At 64.0% G+C, this 26,535-nt stretch carries 21 protein-coding genes and 1 tRNA gene; 10 read left to right on the plus strand and 12 right to left on the minus strand.

The features are described 5' to 3' along the window. Positions 1-75 precede the first annotated feature (75 nt). On the minus strand, positions 76-1,284 hold the full coding sequence (locus GXY01S_RS02080) for a molybdopterin molybdotransferase MoeA (protein ID WP_061271731.1): 1,209 nt from the start codon (positions 1,282-1,284) through the stop codon (positions 76-78). Positions 1,285-1,444: 160 nt separating this feature from the next. Between GXY01S_RS02080 and rpmG the strand changes: the two genes are divergently transcribed. Beyond that, positions 1,445-1,612, plus strand: coding sequence for a 50S ribosomal protein L33 (gene rpmG, locus GXY01S_RS02085; RefSeq protein WP_007400522.1), 168 nt, complete (start codon positions 1,445-1,447; stop codon positions 1,610-1,612). A gap of 89 nt (positions 1,613-1,701) precedes the next feature. Here the strand turns inward: rpmG and GXY01S_RS02090 are convergent, their stop codons facing one another. Continuing rightward, positions 1,702-2,031 carry an FtsB family cell division protein gene (locus tag GXY01S_RS02090; protein WP_061271732.1) on the minus strand — a complete coding sequence of 110 codons (330 nt, stop codon included), beginning with the start codon at positions 2,029-2,031 and terminating at the stop codon, positions 1,702-1,704. A 65-nt stretch (positions 2,032-2,096) separates the two neighbouring features. Further along, complete coding sequence (gene eno, locus GXY01S_RS02095) at positions 2,097-3,377, minus strand: phosphopyruvate hydratase (protein ID WP_061271804.1); 1,281 nt, start codon at positions 3,375-3,377, stop codon at positions 2,097-2,099. Between the two features lie 139 nt (positions 3,378-3,516). On the opposite strand from eno, the gene GXY01S_RS02100 reads away from it, so the two are divergent. After that, complete coding sequence (locus GXY01S_RS02100) at positions 3,517-4,002, plus strand: DUF3429 domain-containing protein (RefSeq protein WP_061271733.1); 486 nt, start codon at positions 3,517-3,519, stop codon at positions 4,000-4,002. An 80-nt stretch (positions 4,003-4,082) separates the two neighbouring features. Here GXY01S_RS02100 and GXY01S_RS02105 read toward each other — a convergent pair whose 3' ends face one another. The 5 genes from GXY01S_RS02105 to GXY01S_RS02125 form a co-directional block, all read right to left on the minus strand. Further along, complete coding sequence (locus GXY01S_RS02105; protein WP_061271734.1) at positions 4,083-6,404, minus strand: xanthine dehydrogenase family protein molybdopterin-binding subunit; 2,322 nt, start codon at positions 6,402-6,404, stop codon at positions 4,083-4,085. Continuing rightward, on the minus strand, positions 6,397-6,870 hold the full coding sequence (locus tag GXY01S_RS02110) for a (2Fe-2S)-binding protein (RefSeq protein ID WP_061271735.1): 474 nt from the start codon (positions 6,868-6,870) through the stop codon (positions 6,397-6,399). Before GXY01S_RS02110 ends, GXY01S_RS02105 begins: the two co-directional genes overlap by 8 nt. Positions 6,871-6,891: 21 nt before the next feature. Beyond that, the gene (locus GXY01S_RS02115; protein ID WP_061271736.1) at positions 6,892-8,220 is read right to left on the minus strand and encodes a cytochrome c; all 1,329 of its coding nucleotides are present in this window, start codon (positions 8,218-8,220) and stop codon (positions 6,892-6,894) included. 380 nt (positions 8,221-8,600) lie between these two features. Further along, entirely contained in the window at positions 8,601-10,991 is a 2,391-nt protein-coding gene (locus GXY01S_RS02120; protein WP_061271737.1) for a glucose/quinate/shikimate family membrane-bound PQQ-dependent dehydrogenase, read from the minus strand. A 136-nt stretch (positions 10,992-11,127) separates the two neighbouring features. Next, entirely contained in the window at positions 11,128-12,609 is a 1,482-nt protein-coding gene (locus GXY01S_RS02125; protein ID WP_082770678.1) for a mannitol dehydrogenase family protein, read from the minus strand. A gap of 251 nt (positions 12,610-12,860) precedes the next feature. Between GXY01S_RS02125 and GXY01S_RS02130 the strand changes: the two genes are divergently transcribed. From GXY01S_RS02130 to GXY01S_RS02140, 4 genes are all read left to right on the plus strand, one after another. Beyond that, positions 12,861-14,378, plus strand: a complete 1,518-nt coding sequence (locus tag GXY01S_RS02130) for a replicative DNA helicase (RefSeq protein WP_061271739.1) — start codon at positions 12,861-12,863, stop codon at positions 14,376-14,378. Positions 14,379-14,509: 131 nt separating this feature from the next. Further along, positions 14,510-14,695, plus strand: a complete 186-nt coding sequence (locus GXY01S_RS17875) for a hypothetical protein (protein ID WP_129551267.1) — start codon at positions 14,510-14,512, stop codon at positions 14,693-14,695. Next, a complete protein-coding gene (locus tag GXY01S_RS02135) occupies positions 14,688-16,199 on the plus strand; it encodes a YifB family Mg chelatase-like AAA ATPase (protein ID WP_061271805.1) in 1,512 nt (503 codons plus the stop codon). The genes GXY01S_RS17875 and GXY01S_RS02135 overlap by 8 nt, the downstream gene beginning before the upstream one ends. Positions 16,200-16,267: 68 nt before the next feature. Then, a tRNA-Val gene (locus GXY01S_RS02140) sits at positions 16,268-16,342 on the plus strand. A 165-nt stretch (positions 16,343-16,507) separates the two neighbouring features. On the opposite strand, the gene GXY01S_RS02145 is transcribed toward GXY01S_RS02140, so the two are convergent. The 3 genes from GXY01S_RS02145 to GXY01S_RS02155 all read right to left on the minus strand — a co-directional run bounded on the left by GXY01S_RS02145 (position 16,508) and on the right by GXY01S_RS02155 (position 19,903). Then, positions 16,508-16,888: a hypothetical protein gene (locus tag GXY01S_RS02145; RefSeq protein WP_061271740.1), complete on the minus strand. Its 381-nt coding sequence runs from the start codon at positions 16,886-16,888 to the stop codon at positions 16,508-16,510. Between the two features lie 127 nt (positions 16,889-17,015). After that, positions 17,016-18,902, minus strand: coding sequence for a hypothetical protein (locus tag GXY01S_RS02150; RefSeq protein ID WP_061271741.1), 1,887 nt, complete (start codon positions 18,900-18,902; stop codon positions 17,016-17,018). Positions 18,903-18,943: 41 nt separating this feature from the next. After that, positions 18,944-19,903: a mitochondrial fission ELM1 family protein gene (locus tag GXY01S_RS02155; RefSeq protein WP_061271742.1), complete on the minus strand. Its 960-nt coding sequence runs from the start codon at positions 19,901-19,903 to the stop codon at positions 18,944-18,946. A gap of 81 nt (positions 19,904-19,984) precedes the next feature. Here GXY01S_RS02155 and GXY01S_RS02160 point away from each other — a divergent pair, with 81 nt between their 5' ends. Together GXY01S_RS02160 and GXY01S_RS02165 are read left to right on the plus strand one after the other, a co-directional pair. After that, positions 19,985-21,130, plus strand: a complete 1,146-nt coding sequence (locus GXY01S_RS02160; protein ID WP_242501323.1) for a DEAD/DEAH box helicase — start codon at positions 19,985-19,987, stop codon at positions 21,128-21,130. Between the two features lie 162 nt (positions 21,131-21,292). Next, the gene (locus GXY01S_RS02165; protein ID WP_061271744.1) at positions 21,293-22,318 is read left to right on the plus strand and encodes a M14 family metallopeptidase; all 1,026 of its coding nucleotides are present in this window, start codon (positions 21,293-21,295) and stop codon (positions 22,316-22,318) included. A 41-nt stretch (positions 22,319-22,359) separates the two neighbouring features. Here the strand turns inward: GXY01S_RS02165 and glyA are convergent, their stop codons facing one another. Beyond that, the gene (gene glyA, locus GXY01S_RS02170) at positions 22,360-23,649 is read right to left on the minus strand and encodes a serine hydroxymethyltransferase (RefSeq protein WP_174520895.1); all 1,290 of its coding nucleotides are present in this window, start codon (positions 23,647-23,649) and stop codon (positions 22,360-22,362) included. A 200-nt stretch (positions 23,650-23,849) separates the two neighbouring features. On the opposite strand from glyA, the gene GXY01S_RS02175 reads away from it, so the two are divergent. Further along, entirely contained in the window at positions 23,850-25,319 is a 1,470-nt protein-coding gene (locus GXY01S_RS02175; RefSeq protein WP_061271746.1) for an amino acid permease, read from the plus strand. Positions 25,320-25,399: 80 nt separating this feature from the next. Then, positions 25,400-26,392 (plus strand): porphobilinogen synthase, encoded by a 993-nt coding sequence (gene hemB, locus GXY01S_RS02180; RefSeq protein WP_061271747.1) that lies wholly within the window; start codon positions 25,400-25,402, stop codon positions 26,390-26,392. The last annotated feature ends 143 nt before the right edge of the window (positions 26,393-26,535 follow it).

The following is a 26,535-nucleotide window of genomic DNA, read 5'->3' on the forward strand; positions in this document are numbered from 1 at the left end:
ACGCCATGGAACAAATCAAAAACCTGTTCCATGTTCTATATTGGTTCCCCCTTGCGCGTCAACCGGCATTGCAGCCTATGCAAAGACATGATCGATACGGATGACCGCGCATTCATCGCCTGCCTGCGCGGCAGGCGCATGGGGCGCGCGCAGCACCAGGGCCTGGCTTTGCGCCAGCACGTGCAGCATGGCCGAATCCTGCACGGGGAAGGGTGTTGCCACTAGGCGGCCCTGTCCGTCATGTGCAAGGGTTGCGCGCAGATGGTCCATGCGCTGGTCGTTTTGAGGCACGTCGCAGCCCAGAATGGCCCGTGCCGGCGGCTCGATGGCCTGCGCCAGCCCGGCCATGCGCCGCAGGGCAGGCAGCACGAACACGATGGAACACACGAAGGCCGCAACCGGATTGCCCGGCAGGCCGATAAAGGGCAGGCGGCCCAGATGGCCTGACATCAGCGGGCGGCCCGGTCGCATGGCAATCTTCCAGAAATCGGTTTTAAGCCCCACCTGTTCCAGTCCAGCCCGCACCAGGTCATGGCTGCCCACGCTGGCGCCGCCTGCGGTCAGCAGCATGTCCACGCCATCGACCATGCGCTCGAGCATCGCCACATCGGCCATGTCGTCACGCAGCACCGGCAGCATGACCGGCTCGGCGCCCACGGCGCGCAGCAGGGCAGCCAGCATGGGCGTATTGGCGTTGGCGATCTGGCCCGCGCCAATGGCGCTGCCGGGCAGCAGCAGTTCATCGCCAGTGGCGGCAATGGCCACGCGCGGGCGGCGGGTGACCTGCACCCATGCATTGTTGGCCGCCGCCGCCAGCCCCACATCCCGTGCTGACAGCCTGTGGCCTGCGGGCACAAGCATTTGCCCCGCTGCAAAATCCTGCCCCTTGCGGCGCACATAGGTGCCGGGAGCCAGCGTGTGCGTTGTGTGCACGCGGCTGCCCTCACGCTGCGCATTTTCCTGTATCAGCACGGCGTCGGCGCCTGCGGGCATGAGGCTGCCGGTAAAGATCCGCACGCACTGCCCCGGGCCAACCGCGCCGGTAAAGGGATGGCCCGCAGGGGCCTCGGCCATGCAGGCGAGCGTTACCCCGCCAGCCGAAAGATCAGCAGCGCGCACGGCGTAGCCATCCATGGACGAGACATCGGCTGGCGGGTTGAACAGCCCCGCCATGATGGGGGCGCTACTTACGCGCCCGCAGGCATCGGTCAGGGCCACGATCTCGGCGGGTAGGGGGGAAACCCCTTCCAGAATCCGCTCACGGGCTTGCGCTACACTCAACATCGGGCACGGCACTCCATTTTTTTTGCCATTCTGGGTCGATTCCAGCAGAAATATTGGTCAAGGCGCTTGACCTGAGCCTTGTGTATGCGCATTTTCCGCCCACTTGAACCACTGCTGCACCTGAGTGTTCCAGCAGCGGCGGAGCAGTGCTGAGGATATCATGGCCAAGAGCAACACCATTCAGATCAAACTCGTCTCCACGGCGGACACGGGCTACTTCTATGTGACCAAGAAGAATGCCCGCGCCCAGACCGGCAAGATGGAACTGCGGAAATACGACCCCGTCGCGCGCAAGCACGTGGCCTTCCGCGAAGCGAAGATCAAATAATCTCCCGATCTGTGGAGATGAAAAAAACCCCGGCAGGTTTTCCGCCGGGGTTTTTTTATATCTGCCGCATGCCGTAGCGCCGGACCCCTTCAGTACAGATGGTCATGCTCCGCGTAAGGCACGACAATCTCGTCCTGGCGCGCGAGGTTCTGCATGGAGCGGGCGCGTTCATCGAGCAGGTCGGTGTCGAGCGCGCCTTCCTTGAGGCCACGCACGCGGCGCAGCCACACTTCCTGCTCGGCGGTGGCGTCCTGCTGGGCCGAACGCGCCTCATCAAGCAGGTGCAACTGCGTGGCGTAGCTATGTAGCCCATGCTCGCCGCGCATGACGTTCCAGCCAAAATAGCCTGTCAGCGCGATGAACAGGGCAGGGGGAATGGTCGCCCGCATCACACGCTTCGCGATCTTGACTACCTGCATCCCATTTCCCCCTTTTTTTCGCATTCCTTCAGGCCGGACGGGCTTAACCCGTCCGGGCCAGCATGTCACCCGTTCTTGAGAATCGTGCGCCCGGCATAGCGTGCCGCCGTGGCCAGTTCGTTCTCGATACGGATCAGTTGGTTGTATTTTGCCGTGCGGTCTGAGCGTGACAGCGAGCCGGTCTTGATCTGCCCGCAATTCGTTGCCACGGCCAGATCGGCGATGGTGCTGTCTTCCGTCTCGCCCGAGCGGTGGCTCATCACGGCCGTATAGCCTGCATGCTGGGCCATCTGCACGGCTTCCAGCGTCTCGCTCAGCGTGCCGATCTGGTTGACCTTGACCAGCAGGGAATTGGCCACGCCATCCTTGATGCCCCGGCGCAGGCGGTCGGGGTTGGTTACGAACAGGTCGTCGCCCACCAGTTGCAGCTTGTGGCCCAGATTGGCGGTCAGCTCGGCCCAGCCTTCCCAGTCGTCTTCCGCAAGGCCATCCTCGATGGAGATGATGGGGTAGCGGGCGGAAAGATCGGCCAGATACGCAATCATGCCAGCCGCATCAAGGCTCCTGTCCTCGCCCGCCAGTTCGTAACGGCCATTTTTATAGAATTCCGTGGCCGCGCAATCGAGGGCGAACGTCACGTCATCACCCGGCTTGTAGCCCGCCGCCTCGACCGCGCGCATCATGAAGCCAAGGGCTTCATCCGCCGATTTCAGCGCTGGGGCAAACCCGCCTTCATCACCGACGTTGGTATTGTAGCCAGCGCCTGACAGGCTCTTCTTGAGCTGGGCAAAGATTTCGGACCCCATGCGGATGGCATCGGTGACCGTGGGAGCGCCCACGGGCTGGATCATGAACTCCTGGATGTCGATCGGGTTATCGGCATGCTGGCCGCCATTGATGATGTTCATCATCGGCACGGGCAGGGTGCGGGCATAGACGCCGCCCACATAGCGGTAGAGGGGTACCTGCAGTTCTTCCGCCGAGGCCTTGGCGACCGCGAGCGACACGCCGAGAATGGCGTTCGCACCCAGCCGGGCCTTGTTGGGGGTGCCATCAAGGTCGATCATCGCCTCGTCAATGGCCACCTGATCGGTCGATTCCACGCCCTGCAATGCTTCAAGGATTTCACCTTCGACATTGGCCGCGGCCTTGAGAACGCCCTTGCCGCCATAGCGCTTGGGGTCGCCATCACGCAGTTCCACGGCTTCGTGCGCGCCGGTGGACGCGCCTGACGGCACGGCAGCGCGGCCTTTGGCGCCCGATGCCAGTTCAACATCCACCTCGATGGTGGGATTGCCCCGGCTGTCAAGGATTTCACGGGCGATGATATCGATAATGGCGCTCATGGTATCTGTTTCCTCAGATTTGACATTATGGGGATACCGCATGCCACCGGCACGCATATCCTTCCCCACGATAACAGATGCAACGCATCATGCCAGAGTAGGCTATGCACTCAGCATAAGATATTAGGAGACCCCCGCCGTGAAACGCCTGCCGCTGCTCGCCATCGTCACCGCCCTGGCCAGCCTGCTGCCACTCATTGGCTGCACCTGCGCGATCCTGTTCCTCTCACCCGACCACACCCCACGCCTGCTGACCGCCGCCGTGGGCTATGGCGCGGTCATGCTGTCGTTCCTCGGGGCGGTGCATTGGGGCCTGGCGCTGGAGCAGCCTGACATCATACCCGCAGGCGGCACGCAGCGGCTGACCAACCTGCGCCTTGCACTGGGCGGCCTGCCTGCCTTCATTGGCTGGATCGGGCTATGCGTCGCCACCGTGCAGGAACTCGCCGGGCTCATGACGCTGATTGCGGGCTTTGCTGCAACAGCCGTGGTGGAGCGCATGGCCTGGCGGCAAGGCGCCATGCCGCGGGGCTACATGACGGTGCAGTGGTTTGTCATCTGCGTGGCGGAACTGTGCTTCGTGGCGATTCTGGCAGCCTGCATGGGCATGCGCCCCGGTAGCTGAAGGGTCGTGCGCAGGCCATGAAAAAAGCCCGGCATGCAACGCGCATGCCGGGCTTTTTCAGTGCATCTGGCTGCTGGAGATCAGCTTCCCTGCAATCCGCGCAGCACATCGGCCGGGCGCACCGGCATGTGGCGCAGGCGCACGCCCACGGCATTGAAGATGGCGTTGCCAATGGCTGGCCCCACCACCGTCGTGCCCGGCTCACCAAGGCCCATAGGCTTCTCGGTGCTGGGCAGGAACTCGATGTCCATCTCCGGCGTATCGGCAATACGCAGCGGCGTATAGGTGTTGAGGTTCCGGTCCACGGGCATGCCGTTCACGATTTCCGTGTTCTCGAACAGGACCATGCTCAGGCCCCATAGCGCAGCACCCTCGGTCTGGGCCTTGGCGCCATCGGGGTCAACCACGGTGCCTGCATCAACCACGATGCTCAGCTTCTGGCAGGTGACAACGCCGGTGCTGCGGTCAACATGCACCTGTGCCACACAGCCGATCCAGGTCGGCATGCCGCGTTCCTGCCCCGCCGTGGTGGCAAGGCCGAGTGCGGTATCCTTGGGCAGGGTGGTCTTGCCCCAGTTCGACTTTTCCATCAGGCGACGGACGACAGCGGCCTGGCGCAGTGCGCCACCCACGGAATCCGGCGCTTCACCCTTGTTGCGGCCCTGTGCGGTCAGCAGGTCAAGGCGGAACTGGGCAGGGTCTTTTTTCTGGCGATGCGCGACCTCATCGAGGAAGCACTCGATACCCCAGCTGGTCCAGCCGGGGCTGACCGAACGCAGCCAGCCGGGGCGGAAGGTCTTTTCCGCCAGGTCATTGCGCAGCGCACGCACGCGGAAGGCGCCAACCTCATACCAGTGATCGCCACCGGCGATGGCGAACTGGTCATAAGGCTTGCCGTCCACGCCCTTTTCCATGAAGGCCTGCGCCATCACGCCCGTGGGCCAGCCCGCGGCTGCCTGGTAGTCCATGCCCGTAATCTTGTCGCTGCCATCAAACGCCATGCGCACGCGCTGGACCGAAGGCGAGCGGAAGGAATCGAACTGCATGTCATCCGAGCGGGTCAGGATCAGCTTGACCGGCTTGCCACCGAGCGCCTTGGAGGCAAGGGCAGCGGGGATCATGTAGTCACCGTTGAGGCGGCGGCCAAAGCCGCCACCAAGCAGGTAGCTGCGCAGGATCACCTTGCTCTCGGGCACCTGCAGCGCCTTGGCCAGCGTGGGCAGGATCAGGCTCTGCCACTGGTTGCCGGCATGGATCTCGTACACGCCATCCTTCTCGAAGGCGACGGCATTGGTCGGCTCAAGCTGGTAGTGCAGCACGGATGCGCAGGTATATTCCTGCTCCATGACCGTATGCGCGCCACTGAAGGCCTGGTCCACGCCATCATCATTGAAGATGTAGACGCCGCCATCCCTGTTCTTGATCAGCTCGCGGCCACGGTCCTGGATGTCCGCCTCGGATGTGTGGATGGTCTCGCCCGGCGTCCAGTCCACCTTCAGCGCATCGGCTGCGCGGATGGCGGCGCTGTACGTCTTGGCCAGCACCACAACCCAGCCCTGCACCACCTCGGACGGATCCTCGATGATCAGGTAGCGCTCGTAGCCCTTGATCTTCCTGGCGTCCGTATCGTCAACGGAGCGCACTTTCGAGCCATAGCGGGTCGGCGGCATCTTGGGGCGGGCATAGACCATGCCCTCGACCTTGACATCAATGCCGTAGATGGCGGTGCCGTTGGTCTTGGCCGGAATGTCCAGCGCCTTGATCTCGGCATTGCCGATCAGGCGGCGTTCGCTCGCGGGCTTGAGCGGCAGCTTGGCCATTTCCTCAGGCGTAAAGGAATGCGACGGATGGCCCTTGGCCACGATATCGCCAAAGCTGATCTGCTTGGTGCCTGCGGTCACGATGCCATTGGCAACCGTGCACCTGTCGGGCGTCGTGCCTAGCAGGCGGGCGGCTTCCTCGACCAGCGCGGTGCGGGTCGCGGCACCGGCCTGGCGGAACACATCCCACGTCATCCATACCGACCAGCTGCCGCCGGTCACCATCAGGCCCCATTTGGGGTCGGTATCGACGTAGTTGATGCGGACCTTGCTCCAGTCGGCTTCCATCTCGTCCGCGATGATGCGGGCAAGCGCCGTGCCGATATGCTGGCCCATTTCCGCGCGGATGATGTTGACCGTGATCTCGCCATCGGGCGCAATCGAGCACCAGATGGTCGGCTCGAACGCGCCATCGCCGGGCAGCGCCTTGTCGAGCGGGAAAATCTGGTTGGCCGAGGCCGGGCGCGCGAAGCCGAACATGACCCCGGCACCCAGCGATGTGACAAGAAAGCCACGACGCGACAGGCTGGTCTGTTCGCGGCGTCCGTCCTTGCCAAGGCGGAAGCGGTTTAATCTACCCATTTGATGCATCTCCGCGTGCGTTGGCCGCGGCCTTCTTGATGGCCTCACGAATGCGAATATAGGTCATGCACCGGCACAGGCTGCCTGCCATGACGGCATCGATTTCCTCATCCGTGGGAGAGGGGTAATCCTTCAGCAGGCTCACGGCCTGCATGATCTGCCCGGACTGGCAGTAGCCGCATTGCGGCACCTGGATCTCGCGCCAGGCCTGCTGCACGGGGTGGTTACCCTCGGGGTCGATGCCTTCGATCGTGGTGATGTCGGCACCTTCTGCCGCGCTGACTGGCGTCACGCACGAGCGGGTGGCCCGGCCACCGATATGGATGGTGCACGCACCACACATGCCGATGCCACAACCGAATTTTGTTCCGGTCAGGCCAACTTCGTCGCGGATGACCCACAGCAGGGGGGTATCATCCGGCACGTCAACGGTTACGTCTCGTCCATTGAGGCGAAAGGTCGTCATGTTCTAGCTCCGTCTTTCAGCTCAATGGGACGACGCGACAGGCGGCGTGGGCAGGGTCTTGCGCACGTCGGCGGCCTTCTTTTCAAGATCGGTCCACGGCGGCAGGGTCGTGCGGGTTGCGCGCAGGTAGGTCGCCAGTCGGGCCAGATCCGCATCCGAGAGGGAATGGTAGAAACTGGGCATGGACACCGTGGAAATGCCTTCCGTCGTGCCAATCCCGCGCAGGATGACCTGGAACAGGTTGGTCGGCTCATCCAGCCACAGCGCGTTGTTCAGCGCGAGGTCGGGGCGGCCTTCAACCGGCTGCGGGCCTGCATTGGCATGGCACGCGGCGCAGGCGCCGGCATAGAGCTTGGCGTTCGGGTTGACCTGCGGGCCGACCAGATCCTTCATCGACGCCTTCATGGCCCATGCAAGGGCCTTCGGGTCCTGGCTGACGCGGGTCGAGGCATGATCGATCTCGGCGAGGTAATGCGCGATGGCATGCACGTCCGATTCCGGCATTTCGCTCAGGCCGCCATGCACCACCGGCGACATCGGGCCAGCAGCACTGCCGTGCAGCGGCGCGGAACCAAAGCGCAGGTATTTGAAATACTCGTCCTCGGTCCACACAACCGGGGTCGGGTTATGCTCGTTAAGCGGGGGGGCGATCCAGTTATCGACCGGGGCGCCATCATAGGGTGAGCCAGCCTTCTCGGCCCCCATCAGGTTACGCGGCGTGTGGCACGCCGAGCAGTGGCTCAGACCTTCGGCGAAGTACGCGCCACGGTTCCACTCGGCATCCTGCTTCGGATTGTTCTTGAGCGGCCCTTCATGCAGGAACAGGAGTTTCCAGCCCGCCTGCTCGAGGCGGATGTTGAAGGGGAAGCCCACCGTATTGTCACGCTTGACCGAATGCACCGGCGCACGTGTCATGAGGAAGGCGTAGACCGCATCGATGTCCTCATCCGTCATGTGGGTGAAGTGATCGAACGGGAAGGCGGGGAAGAGCTGCGTGCCGTCACGCGAGATGCCCTTGCGCATGGCGCGCTTGAAGGCAGCCTCCGACCAGTGGCCGATGCCCGTCTCGGGGTCGGGCGTGATGTTGGAGGAGAAGATGGCGCCAAAGGGCGTGTCCATCTTGTAGTCACCTGCAAGCTCGACGCCACGCACGCCATCGGTGCGGGTATGGCACTCAGCGCAGTAGCCGCCAGCGGCCAGCACGCGCCCGTGCTCGATCTGGGCGGCGGTGAAGGTGGAGGGAGGAGGCGGTGCAACCGGCGCAATGGCCGGATACCATGCATAGGCCAGGAACCCGACGCCACCGGCGACACCGATCCCCACAATCGCTGCTGCAATACGTTTAATCACGATGTTCTCGCGGTTGTGAAAGTCATCATATCACCCCGTATCATCCGCCCGGTTCCAGTGCCGTCATGGCGCGAAACACAGGAGGCGGCGCAACATTGCACCCCCTCCGAAGCACCGGAACTGCCGGATGTGCGGGAACATCGGCGCCACGGCGGAAACTTTAGTATTACCGTTTCCTAATCAAGCCATTCGGGCGCGCGTAAGATCAAAGCGATGATAAGACTTATTTGATTTTCTGCTTAATGCACAAAATCCCTGCAAAACCGTGGATAATGGTTTGCAAGGTGGCCTGTATGAGCAGCATCTATATACAGTTGAATATAGATGTGACGGGCAATGTCAAGCCGGGGAAGGAAAAAATCCTTCCCCGGCGCGGGGCCTCAGTTCCCGTCAGGCAGGCTGTAGGCGACGATGTAGTCGCCGAGTTTGGTGCCGAACGACCCGTGGCCGCCATCGGCCGTGACGATGTACTGCTTGCCATCGACCGCATAGGTCATGGGCGTGGACTGGCCACCGGCAGGCAGGCGGTCCTGCCACAGCACCTGGCCGTTCGTCACGTCATAGGCGCGGATGTAGTAATCGAGCGTGGAAGTGAGGAAGGCCACGCCACCCGCCGTGGTGAGCGGGCCGCCAAGGCTGGGCACGCCCATCTTGATGGGCAGGGGCAGCGGTGCGCTGTCACGGATCGTGCCGTTGCGGTGCTTCCACACGATCTTGTTGGTGCGCAGGTCGATGCCCGACATGTAGCCCCAGGCGGGCTGCTTGCACGGCAGGCCAAACGGCGAGAGGAACGGATGCAGGTCCACGCCGTAAGGCACGCCAAACTGCGGCTGCACGCCACTCTCCGAGCCCGAGGGCAGGGACTTGTCAGGCGTTGCCGGGTTGTTCGGGCCGCGCGGGATCAGTTTGGAGACGAACGGAATGGCGATGGGGTTGGCAATCGCGATCTGGCGCACGGGGTCGACCGCAAGGCCGCCCCATTCGAACATGCCGAGATTGCCGGGGAAGACCAGCGTGCCCTGCAGCGAAGGCGGCGTGAATGTGCCTTCGTAGCGCAGGCGGTGGAACATGATGCGGCAGACCAGCTGGTCATACATCGTGCCGCCCCACATATCGGCATCGGTCAGCAGCTTCTTGGGGCGGAAGCTCAGCTCCGAGAAAGGCTGCGTGGGCGAAACGTGATCGCCAGGGGCTGCGCCCTGCGGCACCGGGTGCTCGGGGGCGGGCACCACGGGCTGGCCGTTGCGCCGGTCAAGCACGAAGATGTTGCCGGTCTTGGCCGGGGCATACAGGGTGGGGATGACCTCGCCCTGTTCGTTGCGGATATCGACCAGGCTGGGCTGGGCGGGGATGTCCATGTCCCACAGGTCGTGGTGCACGGTCTGGTAGGACCAGACCAGCCTGCCGGTGGTGGCGTTCAGCGCCACGATGGAGCTTGCATAGCGCTCGGCATCGGCGCCGCGGTTGCCGCCCCAGATATCGGGCGTCTGCACGCCCATGGGGATGTAGATCAGGTCCAGCTTGGCATCATAGGACGACGTGATCCACGAATTGGGTGAGTTCGGCACGAAGGTGTGGTGCTCGGACGGCATCTCGTTCGGATCGGGATTGCCGGGGTCGAACGCCCATTTCAGCGCGCCGGTATGCACGTCGAAGCCGCGCGTAACCCCCGAAGGCTCATGCGTGGAATAGTTGTCGGTCACGGCGCCGGACACGATCACGGTGGTATCGGTCACGACCGGGGGGGAGGTCGGTTCATAAAAGCCCAGCGTCTTGACCGGCATGCCGTCCTGCAGGTTCACCACGCCATTATTGCCAAAGCTTGCGCAGCGCGCGCCGGTTGCGGCATCGAGCGCGAAAAGCTGGCCATCATTGGTGGGCAGGAAGATGCGGCGCGCGCACTCGGCCGGGGCTGCGGCACCATCGGCTGCCTGCGCGTCATCCGCCCTGTCCTCATGATAGGACACGCCACGGCAGGTCAGGTGCTGGAAGGTGGGGTTGTAGGCCAGCTTGGGGTCAAACTTCCACCGCTGCTGGCCGGTCTTCGCATCGAGCGCGAACAGGATCTGGTGGGGGGTGCACAGATAGAGCGTATCACGGATCTTGATGGGGGTGACCTCATCGGTGATTTCACCGGGGTCATTGGGGCCGCGCAGGTCGCCGGTGCGGAAGGTCCAGGCCACCTTCAGTTTGCCGACATTACTGGCATTGACCTGCTTGAGCGGGGAGAACCGGTCACCGAACTGGGTGCGGCCATAGGCCTGCCAGTCCTCATCAGGCATCTGGTGGGCATCGCCCGGCTCGGGGGCATTCTGCGCGACTGGGGGCAGGCTGCCCGCGATATCCTGCGGGTCCTGCGTCAGGGCCGCGCCAACGACGACCACGGCGGCGCCAATTGCGCCGAACAGGGGCAGGTGGGTGGCGGGGCTGGCAGGCTGCAGGTGACGTGTGACCCACGGCAGGGCGAGCACGATGCCGATGGGCACCAGAATATCGCCCCGCGGTGCGAGCGCCCAGAAATCAAACCCGGCTTCCTGCACGGCCCACACCATCGTGCCGAGCAGGAGCACGGCATAGACCGTAAGCGCCATGGCCTGCCGCCGCGCCAGCAGCACGGCCGTGACCAGCAGCAGCACACCGGCGACAACATAATAAAAGGAGCCGCCGATGAGACACAGCCATAGCCCGCCTCCCAGCAGGTAGAGACCCGTCAGGGCGCAGACGGCAATGGCCGCAGCGAGAAGGGGAGCCGAGCGCATGAGGCTATTCATAAGTTTTCCTGATTACCGTGATACAGTCCGAACATTTTCAATGAGAAAACGTAGGACACGCCATCAGGTCAAGCCCAACTTTATGAATAAAACGTGTGTCGTAATATTTCAGGGGATTACATCTCCCCCTGAGCGTCTATTCCCCGGTGGATACAACCTCCGCCAGCGTGGCGCGGGTTCCCCGGTCACGAACGGACTGGCGCAACGCGAGGTAGCGCTGCACGAAAATCGCACTTTCCCGCAGGTCCCAGCCCGCAAAAGCGGTCATGTCCAGTGCATCTTCAAGGTGTGCCGAAGCGGCCTTGAGCCGGTCTTCATCGGTCAGGTGTGGCTCGACCACATCATAGATTGTGCCTTTATCATCACGCCCGCGCAGATATTCCGCATAGCAGGCCACCACGAAGGCAATGCGCTCCACCGGGCGGCCATGGGCGATCACGCCCATGGCGGTGCTCCTGATGAACATGGACAGCTTGGAAGTGCTGTCAAAGGCAATGCGCAGCAACTGGTCGCTGATCGCCTTGTTGCGAAAACGATGCAGCAGGCGCCTGCCATACTCCCGCAGCGCCATGCCCGGGGGCGCATGCAGCAGGGGTTCGGCATCAAAGGCCAGATACTGCTCGACGAGGGCCACCTCGTTGAGGTCAAGCATGATCTCGCTGACAAACCGGTAGCCCGACAGCACGCCCGAAAGCCCGAGCAGCGAGTGGGAGGCATTGAGCATATGCAGCTTCACCGCCTCATAGGGCTCGACATTATCGGTAAACTGAACGCCCACGGCATCGAGTTCCGGGCGGCCCGCGCAGAATTTGTCCTCGACGACCCACTGGATGAAATCCTCGCAGAAAACGGGAATACGGTCATCCAGCCCGCTTTCGGCATCGAGGCGTTTGACGTCCTCGGGGTGCACGGCGGGGGTGATGCGGTCCACCATGGTGCAGGGGAAGGTGACGTTCTCCTCCATCCATTGTGCCAGCCCCGCGTCGCGCGCCCGCGCCCAGCCGAGGAAGGCGGCGCGGGCCACATGGCCGTTCTGGGGCAGGTTGTCGCATGACAGGATGGTGAACGGGCCAGCACCGCTCTCGCGCCGCTGGCGGAGTGCCTCGGTCAGCAGGCCGAACACCGTGTGCGGCACATCGCGCTTCAGGTCTTCGGCAATGACGGGGTGGTCGAGGGGGAAGACGCCATTTTCATCAACGTAATAGCCGCCCTCGGTCACGGTCAGGCTGACAATGCGAATGGTGGGATCGGCCAGGCGGGCAATGGTGGCGGCCCGGTCGGCGGGGGCGTACATATATTCCGTAATGGAGCCGATCACGCGCACCAGGTTCGGCGCATCGGGCGCGCATTCGGTCAGGGAATACAGGCAGTCCTGCGCCGCCATGTCCTGCGCCTTGAGCGCCTCGTGCGGGGTTTCCATCAGGCCCACGCCCAGCAGGCCCCAGCCTTCCTGGCCCGCGCGCGCCAGAACGCGGTCGATATAGACCGCCTGGTGGGCGCGATGAAAATTGCCAACGCTGATATGCGCGATGCCGGGCGTTACCTTGCTGCGGTCATAGGCAGGCACCACGATCTCGGGCGGCAGGTGGGGCAGGGATGTCTTGTTAAGTGGGGTCATGACCATATTTCCACGGAAAGGATTTTTCGACGCCTAATCAGAAAAAGACCCATGCGGCAACCCGCCCCCCTGCGCGCCCGGCACCTGTGGGCGCGCCAGGCATGGGCAAAAATCGCGCTACCCCGCGCGTTGGCCCGGAGCCGGGCGGAAAACATGTTTTTTATCGTGCCACGCAGGACAGGGCAGCCGCCGGCGCGGCCATGCGTAATCATCTCTTCCGGCACGGCCGCCTGATCGGATAGAAGGAAGGCGTGAATACCATCCAGAATCCTCCCTCCGCTGAGTCCCGCCAGCCGGACTCGCTCCTTGGCGTGTCGCAGCGCCTGCCGCCTGCCAACCTGCAGGCCGAGCAGGCGCTGCTCGGCGCGTTGCTGACCAATAACAAGGCCTATGATCGCGTTTCCGACTTCCTGACCGGCGTGCATTTTGCCGATGAGATCAACGGGAAGGTCTATGATGCGATTTCGCAGCATATCGAGGAAGGCAAGCTGGCCGACCCGGTTACGCTGCGCATCTATTTCCAGAATACCGGCGTGCTCGATCCCGTAGGTGGCACGTCCTATCTGGCCAAGCTGCTCACATCGATGGTCGGCATCATCAATGCTGCTGACTATGGGCGCGTGATCCATGATGCCTGGATCCGCCGCCAGTTGATCGATATCGGGCAGGATGTGGTGAACAACGCCTTTGGCGCGCGCCCCGACCTTGATGGCCCCAACCAGATTGCCGCCAGCGAGGAGGCGCTGTTCCGCCTGGCCACCGAGAAGGGGCAGGATGGTGGCTTCCTGTCCTTTGACCGCGCCCTGGCCGATGCGGTCAAGATTGCCCAGCATGCCTTTGACCGCGACGGCGATGTGGTGGGCCTGACCACGGGCCTGCGCGACCTAGACAAGAAAACCGGCGGCCTGCATCCATCCGATCTGCTGATCCTTGCCGGGCGCCCCGCCATGGGCAAGACAGCACTCGCCACCAAGATTGCGTTCTCCGCCGCGCGCTCGCTCATGCTGGCCGCGCGCAATGCCGAGGATGATGCCAAGCCCAAGGGCTCGGTGGCCATTTTCTCGCTTGAAATGTCGGCCGAGCAGCTGGCCACCCGTATCCTGTCCGAGCAGTCCAGCGTGTCGGGCGAGAAAATCCGCCGTGGCGAACTGGTGCAGAAGGAATTCGACCGTTTTGTGCAGGTCAGCCGCGAACTGGCCCAGTTGCCACTGCATATTGACGATACGCCGGCCATCACGCTCTCGGCCATGCGCACGCGCTGCCGCAGGCTGGCGCGCACCAAGGGGCTGAGCCTTGTGGTGGTTGATTACCTGCAGCTCATGCGGCCCTCGGTCGGCACCAAGGCCGATAACCGCGTGCTTGAAATCTCCATGATCACGCAGGGGCTCAAGGCGCTGGCCAAGGAACTCTCGGTGCCGGTCATTGCGCTGTCGCAGCTCTCGCGCCAGGTGGAGAGCAGGGAAGACAAGCGGCCCATGCTGTCGGACCTGCGTGAATCCGGCTCGATCGAGCAGGACGCGGATGCGGTGATGTTCGTCTATCGTGACCAGTACTACCTCCAGCAGCGCCAGCCCAAGGAAACCTCCTACGATTCCATGGACAAGTACCAGACCGCGATGGAGGAGTGGCAGCGCAAGATGGATCTGGCCCATAACCGCGCCGAGCTGATTCTGGAAAAGCAGCGTCATGGCCCTACAGGGACGGTGAACCTGTTCTTCGAAGGCGAGTTCACGCGCTTTGGCGACCTCGACATGTTCCACGACGCTTAAGGGAAGGGCGAAAGTGATGCGTCGTGTCCGGGCGGCGCATCACTGTGGCATGGGGGCCACAAACTGCACGGCACGGCTGGGCGGCACACGGGTGTGCACAAAACCGCACAGCCAGAATGGGATGATGAAAGTTGGCCGGTCAGGCACAGGCACCCTCTTCTCCACGCATCCAGAAGTTTTATAAGAAATATTATGCCAACAAATTAGGAGTGAAAGAAGCTGGGGCGCATGATCCGGCCAGTTTCGCCATGCTGCTTTCCGTCATGTTCCATAATGGCCAAGCTGCGCGCAATCCGGCATCATCCATGCATGACTGATACGGCGCTCGCATCGATCTGCGGTTTTGCATTTTCCGGCATTGAGGCCGTTCCTGTCAAAGTCGAGGTCCAGCTTTCCGTCGGCCTGCCATCCTTCCTGATCGTGGGCCTGCCGGACAAGGCCATCAATGAATCGCGTGAGCGCGTGCGCGCGGCCCTGTCGGCCATGGGGCTTGCGCTGCCTGCCAAACGCATCGTGGTCAACATGGTGCCCGCCAGCCTGATGAAGGAAGGATCGCATTTCGACCTGCCCATCGCCCTTGCCCTGCTTGTGGTCATGGGCCTGCTGTCGGGCGATATGGCGCAGCGTTACGCGGCCCTGGGCGAACTGTCGCTTGATGGCGGCGTCAACCCGGTCTGTGGCGTGCTGCCTGCCGCCATGACCGCGGCCAGCCTGTCGCTCGGGCTGATCTGCCCCGCAGTTCAGGGCGTGGAGGCCCGCTGGGCCAGTGAGGACATGGACATCCTCGCCATCCGTTCCCTGCCCGAACTGCTCAACCATTTTCGCGGCCAGCAGGTGATCGAGCCGGTCGAACTGCCCCCCATCGCGCCAGAAGACCTGACCGCCCTGCCCGACCTCGCTGACATCCGTGGCATGGAAACCGCGCGCCGCGCGCTGGAGATTGCTGCCGCGGGCCGTCATTCGCTGCTCATGGTCGGGCCGCCGGGTGCTGGCAAATCCATGCTCGCCGCCCGCCTGCCCGGCATCATGCCTGACCTGACACCCGTTGAAATGCTGGAGATCAGCCGCATCCACAGCATTGGCGGCCTGCTCAGGGATGGCCAGCCCGTGCGCCGGCCGCCGTTCCGCGATCCGCATCATTCCTCCAGCCCTGCTGCCCTGAGCGGTGGCGGCGCGCGGGCGCGGCCCGGCGAGGTCAGCCTGGCGCATCGTGGCGTGCTGTTTTTGGATGAAATGCCCGAATTCGGGCGTTCGGCGCTCGAAGTGCTGCGCCAGCCGATGGAAACCGGCAGCATTTCCATCGCCCGGGCCGCGGCCCATGTCACCTACCCTGCCCGCTTCCAGCTCATTGCCGCCATGAATCCGTGCAAATGCGGCTATCTGGGTGGTGCTGCGCAGGAATGCCGCAAGGCGCCACGCTGTGGCGAGGATTATCAGGCCCGCCTGTCCGGCCCGCTGCTCGACCGGCTGGACATGACCGTTAATGTCGAACCGATGCCCCTCAGCCGCATTGCCGAACTCAGGGGCGGCGAGGCCAGTGCCATCGTGGCGGCCCGTGTGCGTGCGGCCGTGGGTCGCCAGCAGGCCCGTCAGGGTGCGGCCCGCAATGCCGAGGCCTCGACCGATGATTTCCGCATTACCACGCCTGCGCGTGACTTTGCCGTGCAGGCCGCTGAAAAAATGCGCCTTTCCGCCCGTGGTTTCACCCGCCTGCTCCGCGTGGGCCGCACCATCGCCGATCTGGGCGCGCAGCCCGATGTGGAGCGTGGCCATATTGCCGAGGCCCTGGCCTACCGCTTCCGCCGCGCGGGCGGAAAATGACCTGAAAGCGATTTTTCCCTCTTGCGCGCCCTGCCTGCCTGGACTAAATAAGCCCCACCGAAGCGGATGGGTGCGTAGCTCAGCGGTAGAGCATCGCCTTCACACGGCGGGGGTCACAGGTTCAATCCCTGTCGCACCCACCATCCGGCCTTATCCCTTAAAATGTAAGCATAAAACACTGCGTTGCACGCCTCACCTGATGAGGTATGGCACACGCAGCGCATTGCCATACAGACAGGCTTGCCGCCTGCCCCGGAAAATAAAAGTTTTTGGTAAGGCTTTTTTTAAAAGCTTTGAAAACGCAGCCTTTACGGCACCTGCCCCAACGCATCCCGGCATCTCACGTAAGATAATTTGTCCTGAAACAGGAACAGCACGTAGTAATCAAGCGTGCGGCGGCGCTTGCGGGTGGGGTTTGTGTAGAACGGAAAGACATCAAACGGGCCGTCATAGCCTTCGGGCACCGGTTCATGTTCGGTTATGCAGCGCACCCGAAACAGCGGCGCATAGACGGTGGCGTCGGCTTGGGTGCGCCGGACATGAAACAGGTTGCGGCGGAATTTGCGCAGCCGCTCGGGCAGGACAAAGATCATGTTCTGCTCAAGAAAATTCTGCGGCGGGTTGCGGTCGCGCAGGTATTTCATGTCGTCGGGCATGTCACAGAAGAAATTGGTGTCCTGTACGATCATGGTGTGGTCGGTCTTCCTCCATGCCGGTCATGGGCCGGTTCATTGCCTGCGGAGCGGTCAGGCAGGGGCACCCATGCGCGCCAGCCGCACGCCTGTCCGTCCGTCGCCACCCGCCATGACGGTGCGTTCAGAAGCCGAACATATGGTCGATTGAAAACCGTCCATCGCCGCTCCTGCGGCCATGATAGCCAAACAGGCGGCAGGTCGTGTCACGGATGATGACATAAGCCCCCTCCCCCGCAATTTCCAGCGCAGACCGCCCGAATACTTCATGCGGCCATATTTCGCGCGAGCCGGATTGGGGAATGGCGAGGCGTTCCTCCGCCATGACCGCGCCGTCGGCCGTATGGAGCGACAGCCCCGTATCGGATACTGCATGCCACGGCCCCGAGACCGGATAGATCAGCATGCAGAAACTGTAGGGTTCATGCGGTGCTGCCGTCAGGAACAGCCTGGTGGAAAGCCCGGGCGGCGGCCCGGCATAGGATTGCGGCTCCCCGCGATAGGTCATGGCGGTGTTGAAGATATGCGCGCCAAAGCTGGTCTCGGCTACATGGCCGCTGACGCGGTCCTCATAGCGGATCAGGGCATGCAGCCAGCCATCGGCCTGCCCGCCTTCGCGGAAGTCATAGACAAGTTCGGCATGCCCTGCGCTGCCTGCAAGCGCGCCCGCATCAAGCACGCTGGCATGGTCGCGCCCCAGATTGCCCATGAACTGCGTGGCCCCGGCCTGCCCGGAGCGGTCGAAGCTGTCCACGCGCACGGGCAGGCTTGTCAGGCTTTCGGCCATGGGGGCGGGCACGACCAGCGTGCGGTAACGCGCGGGGTCGGGCACGGGGAATGGCAGCAGATAGCCGCGCCCGAAAAAACGCGGGTCCAGTTCCGCAATGCCGGGATCGGGCTGCAGGTCGGCGCGCTGCACGTTGAGGTGCGCGATGCGGGTGCGCGCGCCCCGCATCACCTCATAACGCGGGCGCACGACATACCCGCCCGCGCGGAATTCAACCTGCGCGGGCCAGGCCAGATCGGGCAGCATATCGCGCAGATGCACCGCCAGAGTCTGGTATGGGGCCAGCGTCTGGCTGATGGGCACCTGTTCGTCACGCCCCATGCGGTTTAGCGTCATGGTGCCAGCGGGAATGGTCAGGTCGTGGCTGTTCTGCACCCACAGCACCACGTCCTCGCCCAGTGCGGGGGCTGGCAGGTTGGCGTAGCGGTTGGCAGGCCAGGCATTGGCGTCGTGCGTGACCGACAGGCTGGCATTGGCTCCCTTGCCCCGCGTCTCGAGCGCGTATTTCACCACATCATGGCCCGCGATGCCGATGGCGTGGATGAAAAGCTGGCCGGTAAACGCGGGCAGGCCAAAGCGCTGGTGGATCTCGGCGCTATCCAGCACGATGGCCTGCTCCCCCTTTGGCACGGGTTGCTCCCACGTGTGCAGCACGCAGCCGTCTTCATCAAACAGCCGCAGCCACAGCCTGACATTGCGCGCGCCATAGCGGGCCCAGTAATTGGCCGTGACCAGACGGGTGGAGAACGCGTCCGTTTCACGAAAGAAAGCGAAATTGGTGCCGAAATTGAGCCGGTCAAGATAGTGATGCCCCACCGAGAGCATATCCTGCGGCAGGCGTATTGACGCCAGCGTATGCAGCGTGCCGCCCGCAGGCATGAGGCTCGCCAGACGGTTTTCGATGACAGCGGATGAAAAATCCAGTGCCCACACGGTCGTGGCCGTGCTTGCGGGCAGGTCGGCCAGCGCGCGCAGGACCTGCCCGCGGCAGGGCTGCCCCACCCTGAGCGAATCATGGGTGTACAGCCCCGCAACCTGTAGCGGCACGGGCAGCAGCGGCAGGATGGTGTCAATCATGCCGTGCGGGTCATAGATCGCGACAGGACCTGCTGCGACGAGTTTGCGGTTCAGCAGGGCCAGTTTTTCAGCGGTCAGCGGATGGGTCAGGGCTCGGTAGGCCATGTTGCCGCCGGTGCGCGGGTCAAAGGTGCGAATGCCAAGCATGGGTGCCGTCTTGTTCCACTTCGGTGCGGGCGGGAGAGTATTCAGGCCAGGGGTGGCAGGCCACAGTAATGCCGCACGGCCTGCGCTGCCACTTCGGTATCATCAAGGGGGCTGACCCCCCATGTTTCCAGCCGCCCGGCAAAGGGGCGGATACGGCCAGCCTGTTCGAGTTCACGCAAAAAATGCCCGATGCGGCGCGAGCGGCCCGGCAGTGTTGCCACCATCACGGGCACCGATGTCGCCACCGCCTCCGATACCATGGAAACGCTGTCCATCGTCACCACGATCGCATCGGCACAGGCCAGCAGGCCGGGATAGGGGTTGGGGCCGGTTTGGTCCCACACCCAAGCATCGGGGCCTGCAAGAGCGCTTTGCAGTTCACGGCACACGGCAGGATCGGTACGGCGCGAGGGCGTGAGCGCAATGCCCACATGGTCGCGTCGCATCATGGCCACCAGTTCGCCTGCTAGAGCGGCACCCTCTGCCGGGCCAAGACGAAAGCGCCCGTTGCCGCCGCCCACCAGCACCGCGACCAGCGGGCGTGGCAGATGTGCCAGCCGGGGCATCCATTCTTGGCGCGCCTGCGCCAGCAGCGCGGGGGTCATGCCATGGAGCGCCGTGCGCGTGAGCACGACATTGGGGCCGCGCAGCCGGTCATGGTGGTTGGCAATGACCAGATCGAAATGCGTGGGTGAAAGGCGGGGGTTCTGCACCTGTATCACGCAGGCCCCTTCGCGCTTCAGCGCCGCCCCTACCGCGCCGCCGCTGCCGCCTATGGTGATGACCGGGTTGTCGCGATACGTATCAGGCAGGTTTAGCGGCTTTATCGCACGCAGCGGCGCAGGCCACCACGCGGCGGGCATGTGCCTCCACAGGCCGCGGGGCGCCAGGGCATGCAGTTCGGGCTCAAGGCCCGCGCGCTGTGCCAGGCCAAAGGTTTGCGAACGCATGCCCGCAAGGTCTGGCGCGATAACGGTTGCGGGGCGTAAGGAGGCTTGCATGCCTCCATCTGGCGGGACATGGGGCGGGCCGTCAATGCCCTGCCCCTTTTGTCGCGGGCTTAGCCGCGCTATGGGGCAGCAATGAGCGAGACAGAACCGACATTTTCCGGCATGGGGCTTGATGGCCGCGTGGTGGCAGCACTGGCCCGCATGGGCCTGCACCAACCTTCCGCGATCCAGAACGCGGTCATCCCCCCCATCATGGCGGGCCGGGACGTGGAGGCCCTTGCCAGCACCGGCAGCGGCAAGACCATCGCCTTCGCGGCCCCGCTGCTGTCCGCGCTGATGCAGGGCGAAGGTGCGGATGACAGCGCCGATAACAGCCGCGTGCGCTGCCTTGTGCTCTCGCCCACCCGCGAGCTTGCAGGCCAGACGGCGGGCGTGCTGCGTGGTCTCGCCCGTGGCAGCGGCCTGCGTGCGTTGCAGGCCACCGGCGGCACGGCGCGCGTGGCACAGGCGAAAACGCTGGCCGAGGGAATCGCCATCGTGGTCGGCACGCCGGGGCGCGTGATCGACCTCGCGCGGGGCGGCGAACTCGACCTGTCAGCCATCACGCAGTTCGTGCTTGATGAGGCGGACCGCATGCTCGACCCCAATTTTGCCGAGGACATGCTGGCCCTGGCAGCCGCCCTGCCGCCACGCCACCAGACCCTGCTGTTCTCGGCCACCATGCCGCCCGCCATGGCCGAACTCGCCGCCCGCCTGCTGCACAAGCCCGTGCGCGTGAGCATGGAAGCCGAACAGGCCCCCACGCCCCGCATCGCGCAATATGCCATTTTCGTGCCGATGCGCCACAAGGCGGAGGCCACGCTGGCCTGCCTGCGGCAGTATGGCATGCAGCGCGTGATGATTTTCGTGCGCACGCGCCAGGAGGCGGATGCCGTTGCCCGCGCGGTCTCGGCGCTGACGCCTGCCGTTGCCATCCATGGCGATCATTCGCAGGCCAAGCGCGAGCGCATGCTGCGTGATTTCCGGCAGGGGCGCGTGGGCGTGCTGGTGGCGACCGACGTGATGGCGCGTGGAATCGATATTGATGACATCGCCCTGGTCATCAACCACGATATTCCCTCCCCCGCCGAAGCCTATGTGCACCGCATCGGCCGCACGGCGCGCGCGGGTCGGCGCGGCATGGCCGTGGCCCTGTGCGCGCCCGAGGAGCGGCAGGCGCTGAAGGATATTGAACGCCTGACCGGCCAGCGTATCCGTATCGCAACACTGCCGGAGTAAGCCTGCACGCCGTCATGCATTTGTCATGTTCCGGGTGCCATGGTGGCCTTGCCGTGGCAGGCGGGCCGGATAAACTGCTGGCATGATGAAGCACGATGTCATGCACGCACCCGGCCTGCACCGTGATGGGTCAGGCCTGCGCCCCGGCGGGCAGCCCGTGGCATGACATGCGGGCCGGATGAAACGCCACTGCCGGTGCGCGTGACGCGACCCACGCCGTTTCTTGACCGCCTGCCGCCGCCAGCCCAGCCCCTGCCCCGATGGCGTATTGACCTCACCCCTCCCGACATCACGCCATGGCGGGCGGGGAATTGCGGCATACCCGGCGTCATGCATTACGAGGGGCGCAGGCCGGGGCCGCATATCGTGTGTGTCAGCCTCATTCACGGCAATGAATTCTCGGGCGCCATCGTGCTCGACCGCCTGCTGCGTGCGCGCATCCGCCCGCGCTCGGGCCGTCTGTCCTTCATATTCGCCAACCCCGAGGCCATGGACCTCTTCGACCCGCGCGACCCCGTAAGGGCACGCTGCGTGGATGAGGACATGAACCGCGTCTGGTCGCCCGCCACGCTGGACAGTGCCCGCAGCGCGCATGAACTCGATCGCGCGCGGGTGCTGCTGCCCGTTATCCTGACGGCGGACAGGCTGCTTGACCTGCATTCCATGCTGTGGCCGGGCGATCCGCTGGTCCTGTCAGGACTTGCAGCAGCAGGGCGACAGATGGCGCAGCGTATTGGCGGTATTACGACAGCCGTGGCCGATCAGGGGCACCGGAGCGGATGCAGGCTGATCGACCATCCCCGCTTCAGCGATGGAGGCCCCGCCGCCGCCTGCCTGCTCGAGGCAGGCCAGCACTGGCATGAAAGCACGGTAAACCGCGCCATGCAGGCTGTCATGTCCCTGATCGGGCCGTGCTGCGGCCTGCCTGTACCCGCCACCGCCGCGCCCGTGCCGCAACGCGATATGGTGGTGACGAATGTGGTGACGGCGCGTACCGGCGCGTTCCGTTTCGTGGCCCCGTTTCGTGGCGGGCAGGTTCTGCCCGCGCGGGGCACGCTTGTCGCGCATGACGGACGTGACGAGATTCGCACGCCCTATGACCGGTGCATGCTGGTCATGCCTAACCTGCGCCCCGCGCGCGGGCATACGGCGGTGCGCTTTGCCCGGGCCGTCAGCAGCCCGGCGTAAAGGCCCGCCCCGTTATCAACCGGGGCGGGCGTGCCTCATGTTCAGGCGTAGATGGGGAAGCGGGCACACAGCGCCTTGACGCGCTCATGCACGGCCTGCTCCGTCTTCTCGCAGCCTTCCTCGCCGGGTGTCTTGGCGAGGGCGGTCAGCACTTCGTCGATCATCAGGCCGATTTCATGGAACTCGGCTGCGCCAAAGCCACGCGCGGTGGCCGCCGGGCTGCCCAGGCGGATGCCCGAGGTGATGGCCGGCTTCTCGGGGTCGAAGGGAATGGCGTTCTTGTTGGCGGTAATGCCCGCGCGCTCAAGCGCACGCTCGGCGGCACGGCCCGTAACGCCCTTGGGGCGCAGGTCAACAAGGATCAGGTGGCAGTCGGTGCCGCCGGTCACGATGTCAAAGCCAGCCTTGACCAGCGTCTCGGCCAGGATGCGGGCATTGGTGGCCACGGCTTCCTGATAGGTCTTGAAGTCGGGGCGCAGCGCCTCGCCAAACGCCACGGCCTTGCCCGCGATGACATGCATGAGCGGGCCGCCCTGCAGGCCGGGGAATACGGCAGAGTTGATCTTCTTGGCCAGGTCGGCATCGTTGGTCAGGATCAGGCCGCCACGCGGGCCGCGCAGGGTCTTGTGCGTGGTCGATGTCACGACATGCGCATGCGGCACCGGCGAGGGATACAGCCCGGCGGCGACAAGGCCCGCAAAATGCGCCATGTCCACCATCAGGTAGGCACCCACCTCATCGGCAATGGCGCGGAAGCGGGCGAAGTCGATGATGCGCGGATAGGCCGAGCCACCGGCCACGATCAGCTTCGGCTTCTCGGCGCGCGCAAGGCGTTCCATTTCCTCATAGTCGAGCAGGCCGTCCTGCTTGCGCACGCCGTACTGCACGGCGTTGAACCACTTGCCCGAGTAGTTGGGGGCCGCGCCATGCGTCAGGTGGCCACCGGCGGCAAGGCTCATGCCCATCACGGTATCGCCCGGCTTGACCATGGCCATGAACGCCGCCTGGTTGGCGTTGGCGCCCGAATGGGGCTGCACGTTGGCGAATTCGGCGCCGAACATCTTCTTCACGCGTTCGATGGCCAGGGTCTCGACCTTGTCCACTTCCACGCAACCGCCATAATAGCGGCGGCCGGGATAGCCTTCGGCGTATTTGTTGGTCAGGACGCTGCCCTGGGCGGCCATGACGGCGGCCGAGACCATGTTCTCGCTGGCGATCAGTTCGATCCCGTCGCGCTGGCGCACGAGTTCCGCATCGATCATGGCGGCGACATCAGGGTCGGCTTCGGTCAGGGGGGCGCGGAAAAACTGCTTGAGGTCACTCTGGCTGATAGGGTCCGACACCGGTATGGTTCTCCATCAATTAATCGTCTGTCATTTCCGGCTGGGCAAACGGACATGACACCTATGGGGACAGGCCTGCTATGTGCGCCATATCGTGGCGTTTAGACAACGCCAAAATGACTGAGAGAGGCTGATTTGACTGTTGTTCCCCCCCATGCACTCCGCCACGGCATGCCAGGCGTGGCCTCATGAGCACGGACATCAGGCGCGCGCTGCTGCGCAGGCTGCCCGTTGGCGCCCCGGCCCCTGACGCGGGGCTGAAACGCGTATTGGGGATCGGCAGCCTTCTGACCCTGGGCGTGGGGGGCACCATCGGCGCGGGCCTGTTCTCGCTGACCGGCATCGCTGCGGGCAGCAATGCCGGGCCTGCGGTGATCGTGTCATTTGCCGTGGCCGCCATCGCCTGCGCGTTTGCCGGGCTGTGCTACGGCGAGCTTGCGGGCATGATCCCCTCGGCAGGCAGTGCCTATGTCTATGCCTATGCGGCGCTGGGCGAACTGGCGGGCTGGATCATCGGCTGGGATCTGGTGCTCGAATATACGGTCGGCGCGTCTGCCGTGTCGGTCAGTTGGGCACGATACATGCGCTCGCTGCTTGAGGAATGGGGCATTCATATCGATCCCCGCTTCATGGCCTCGCCATTCGAGGTGGTGGGCATGGCGAATGGCCAGCCCGTGCATGGTCTGGCCAACCTGCCTGCCGTATTCGTCATTTTCGCGCTTTCCGTGCTGCTCATGCGCGGCATTTCCGAATCCGCGCGGCTCAATGGCGTGATCGTGGTGGTCAAGCTGGTCATCATTGCGGCCGTGATCGGCTTTGGCCTGCCCTACATCAAGACCGCGAACTACACGCCCTTCATCCCCCCCAACACCGGTGAGTTCGGGCATTACGGGCTGTCAGGCATCATGCGGGCGGCGGGGCTGGTGTTCTTCGCCTATCTGGGGTTTGACGCGATCTCCACCGTAGCGCAGGAAACACGCAACCCCGGCCGTGCCATGCCCATTGGGCTGATGGGCACGCTGGCCATCTGCACGCTGGTCTATATCAGTTTCTCGTTCGTGCTGACGGGGCTGGTCAATTACCGCGACCTTGCAGGCGACGCCGCCCCCGTGGCCACCGCCATCGACCAGACCCCCTTTGTCTGGCTCAAGGCTGCCGTCAAGGTGGGGGTGATCTGCGGGTTCCTGTCGGTCATGCTGCTCATGCTGCTGGGGCAGAGCCGGGTGTTCTTCGCCATGTCGCGCGACGGGCTGTTGCCCCCCATGTTTGGCCGCACCCATAAACGCTGGGGCACGCCTGTGGCCTGCCATCTGTTCTTTATGGTGGTGACCGGACTCATGGCCGCCTTCCTGCCCATCACGCAACTGGCCAACATGACCTCGATCGGCACGCTGCTGGCTTTTGTCATCGTATGCGTGGGGGTTATGGTGCTGCGCGTGCGCGAGGCCGACCGCCCGCGCGTGTTCCGCGTGCCCGGTGGCATGGTCGTACCCGTTGCCGGCATTGTCTGCTGCCTTGCGGTCATGGTCTCGCTTGATGGACTGACATGGCTGCGGCTGGTGGTGTGGCTGGCCATCGGGCTGGTGGTGTACGGCCTGTATGGCATGCGGCACAGCAGGCTGGGGCAGAACATGCCTGCCATGCAGGGCCGGGAGTAAGTGTTACCGCATCATCATTTGGCAGGGCGCGGCCAGCGGATCATAGTCGGGTTCCCTTTACCTCACTGGAGTTGGATTGGATGAGCATCGGTCAGTTTCCCAATGTAAGGCTGCGGCGTAACCGGCATGACCGGTTCACCCGGCGGCTTGTTACTGAAAACACGCTCTCGACCGATAACCTGATCTGGCCGATCTTCGTGACCGAGGGCACCAACGCGGTAACCGACGTGGCCTCCATGCCCGGCGTGCAGCGTGTCAGCCTTGACAGGCTGGCAGCCCACGTCGAACCGGCAGCGAAGCTCGACATCCCTGCCCTCGCCCTGTTCCCCATAACCCCCGCCAACGTGCGTGACGAGGCCGGGAGCGAGGCCACCAATCCCGACAACCTGATGTGTCGCGCCTCCCGCCTGCTGAAAAAGGAATTCCCAGAAATCGGGCTGATCGGCGATGTGGCGCTCGATCCCTATACCAGCCACGGCCATGACGGGCTGATCGAGGATGGCTACGTGGTCAATGACCCCTCGGTGGAGATCCTGGTAACCCAGGCGGTCAACCAGGCGGCGGCGGGCATCGACATCATCGCCCCGTCCGACATGATGGACGGGCGTATCGGCGCCATCCGCGCCGCCCTTGACGGCAGCGGGCTGGTCAATACCCGCATCATGTCCTACGCCGCCAAGTATGCCAGCGCCTTCTACGGTCCCTTCCGTGATGCACTCGGCTCGGGCGGGCTGCTGACAGGTGACAAGAAAACCTACCAGATGGACCCCGCCAACAGCGATGAAGCCCTGCGTGAAGTAGCCCAGGACCTGCGCGAAGGGGCCGATATGGTCATGGTCAAGCCTGGCATGCCGTATCTGGACGTGATCGCGCGCGTGCGGCAGGAATTCGCGGTGCCGACCTTCGCCTATCAGGTATCAGGTGAATACGCGATGCTGATGGCCGCCATACAGAATGGCTGGCTCGACCGTGACCGCGTGATACTGGAAAGCCTGATGGCCTTTCGCCGCGCGGGCGCCAATGGCGTGCTGACCTATTTCGCGCTCGACGCAGCCCGCCTGCTGCGCGCCTGATCCGGCCGGAAAGCGCCCATCCGTCATCGCCGGATAGTTGATGCCTGCAACCGGGAAGATATGATAACCGTATAAGCATACGGGCAGTCTGTCTTTCCGGCTTGCGGGGCTGTCCTTTTCCGTTTTCCGGCTGGTGAAGAGCG

The sequence above is a fragment of the Komagataeibacter xylinus NBRC 15237 genome (assembly GCF_001571345.1).
GTDB lineage: Bacteria > Pseudomonadota > Alphaproteobacteria > Acetobacterales > Acetobacteraceae > Komagataeibacter > Komagataeibacter xylinus.

Excerpts from the sequence above, each read along its gene's own strand:
- GXY01S_RS02080 (WP_061271731.1), bottom strand. The coding sequence starts at position 1,284 with ATGTTGAGTGTAGCGCAAGCCCGTGAGCGGATTCTGGAAGGGGTTTCC.
- rpmG (WP_007400522.1), top strand. The coding sequence starts at position 1,445 with ATGGCCAAGAGCAACACCATTCAGATCAAACTCGTCTCCACGGCGGAC.
- GXY01S_RS02090 (WP_061271732.1), bottom strand. The coding sequence starts at position 2,031 with ATGCAGGTAGTCAAGATCGCGAAGCGTGTGATGCGGGCGACCATTCCC.
- eno (WP_061271804.1), bottom strand. The coding sequence starts at position 3,377 with ATGAGCGCCATTATCGATATCATCGCCCGTGAAATCCTTGACAGCCGG.
- GXY01S_RS02105 (WP_061271734.1), bottom strand. The coding sequence starts at position 6,404 with ATGGGTAGATTAAACCGCTTCCGCCTTGGCAAGGACGGACGCCGCGAA.
- GXY01S_RS02110 (WP_061271735.1), bottom strand. The coding sequence starts at position 6,870 with ATGACGACCTTTCGCCTCAATGGACGAGACGTAACCGTTGACGTGCCG.
- GXY01S_RS02120 (WP_061271737.1), bottom strand. The coding sequence starts at position 10,991 with ATGAATAGCCTCATGCGCTCGGCTCCCCTTCTCGCTGCGGCCATTGCC.
- GXY01S_RS02125 (WP_082770678.1), bottom strand. The coding sequence starts at position 12,609 with ATGACCCCACTTAACAAGACATCCCTGCCCCACCTGCCGCCCGAGATC.
- GXY01S_RS02135 (WP_061271805.1), top strand. The coding sequence starts at position 14,688 with ATGACTGATACGGCGCTCGCATCGATCTGCGGTTTTGCATTTTCCGGC.
- GXY01S_RS02145 (WP_061271740.1), bottom strand. The coding sequence starts at position 16,888 with ATGATCGTACAGGACACCAATTTCTTCTGTGACATGCCCGACGACATG.
- GXY01S_RS02150 (WP_061271741.1), bottom strand. The coding sequence starts at position 18,902 with ATGCTTGGCATTCGCACCTTTGACCCGCGCACCGGCGGCAACATGGCC.
- GXY01S_RS02155 (WP_061271742.1), bottom strand. The coding sequence starts at position 19,903 with ATGCAAGCCTCCTTACGCCCCGCAACCGTTATCGCGCCAGACCTTGCG.
- GXY01S_RS02160 (WP_242501323.1), top strand. The coding sequence starts at position 19,985 with ATGAGCGAGACAGAACCGACATTTTCCGGCATGGGGCTTGATGGCCGC.
- GXY01S_RS02165 (WP_061271744.1), top strand. The coding sequence starts at position 21,293 with ATGACATGCGGGCCGGATGAAACGCCACTGCCGGTGCGCGTGACGCGA.
- GXY01S_RS02175 (WP_061271746.1), top strand. The coding sequence starts at position 23,850 with ATGAGCACGGACATCAGGCGCGCGCTGCTGCGCAGGCTGCCCGTTGGC.
- hemB (WP_061271747.1), top strand. The coding sequence starts at position 25,400 with ATGAGCATCGGTCAGTTTCCCAATGTAAGGCTGCGGCGTAACCGGCAT.